Annotated in this window: 1 protein-coding gene; it reads right to left on the bottom strand. The window is 52.3% G+C overall.

Annotated features, from left to right (window positions below):
• Positions 1 to 19 precede the first annotated feature (19 nt).
• Positions 20 to 1046, bottom strand: a protein-coding gene (locus tag OKC41_RS21005; RefSeq protein WP_161469620.1) for an IS630 family transposase whose coding sequence is annotated in 2 segments (ribosomal slippage) — positions 20 to 593 and positions 592 to 1046 — 1029 coding nt in all. Because the reading frame shifts where the segments join, the coding sequence is not laid out codon by codon here.
• Between the last annotated feature and the right edge of the window lie 59 nt (positions 1047 to 1105).

Genomic DNA, 1105 nt, shown 5'->3' on the forward strand with positions numbered 1-1105 from the left:
ATACCAATCGGATTAAACATTAGGTCAGTTTTATCCAATCTCGGCTACAAAGTGACATCACCCGCTCCACATCGGCAATAAAGTGCTTCCAGGCCGATGTGCAGGCATCAAGGATGTCGTCGTAATCCTTGAAGCTGCGATTAGCCAACACATGCTGACGAAGCCAGCTCCATACCTGTTCAATGGGATTGAGTTCGGGAGAATAGGGAGGGAGCTTGATCAGGCTGAGATTGGGGAAGTCATCCGCACATTCCATGGTATGCCATCCGGCGCCGTCCATGATCACCACCGCATGACGACCCGGCTTTGTTCGTGCTGCAATCAGTGCCAAGTGCTGCTTCATCACCTCCCGGTTTACCAGAGGACTGAGCAAGGCTTCCGTTGTCCCGGTTGCAGGGCAGACGGCACCGAAGAGATAGACGTACTCGAATTGTTGTTGCTGAATAGCTCGGGGGCGACTGCCACGCCTGGCCCACAGTCGGGTAGTCGTATTTTGTTGACCAAACCGGGCTTCGTCCTGAAACCAGACATCGACATTGGCAAGCGCAACATGACCCGGGATGTTAAGGATCGTTTCCAGCTGGAAGTTTTTTAAAAGCTTCCTGCACCTGCCCATCCTGCTTCGGATGTCGTGAGCGACTGGTTATCCAGGAAAACCCCAGCTCTCTGAGGAGGCGGTAGACATTGGAGAGTTCATAGGCCACACCAAACTCTCGTTCGATATACGTTTGAATATCAGTACCTTGCAGTCGTCCCCCGATAGCCAGCCGGCTTTGTTGGTCGATATATTCGCTAAGCTGGGATAGCTGTTCGGCGCCGAGCTTGGCGGGTCGGCCTGGTGGACGGACACTATCCAGCCCCGCCACGCCGTGTAGCAAGAAGTTGCTCACCCATTTGTTGACACTTGTGCGGCTGACTTTGAGAAAGCGGGCAATGTCAGTTCTGGAATGACCTTCTTGAAAGTGTGCTAACGCCAGGAATCGCATGCGTTTCCTGGCGTTGGTTTCTGCCTTGGCGAGGGCCAAGAAATCGATTGGATCGGACATACTGAGTACAGTGAAACCAGAATAGAGCAATTAGATCACATCTTTAATCTGATTGGTAT

The sequence above is a fragment of the Aeromonas sp. QDB17 genome (assembly GCF_027705305.1).
GTDB lineage: Bacteria > Pseudomonadota > Gammaproteobacteria > Enterobacterales > Aeromonadaceae > Aeromonas > Aeromonas caviae.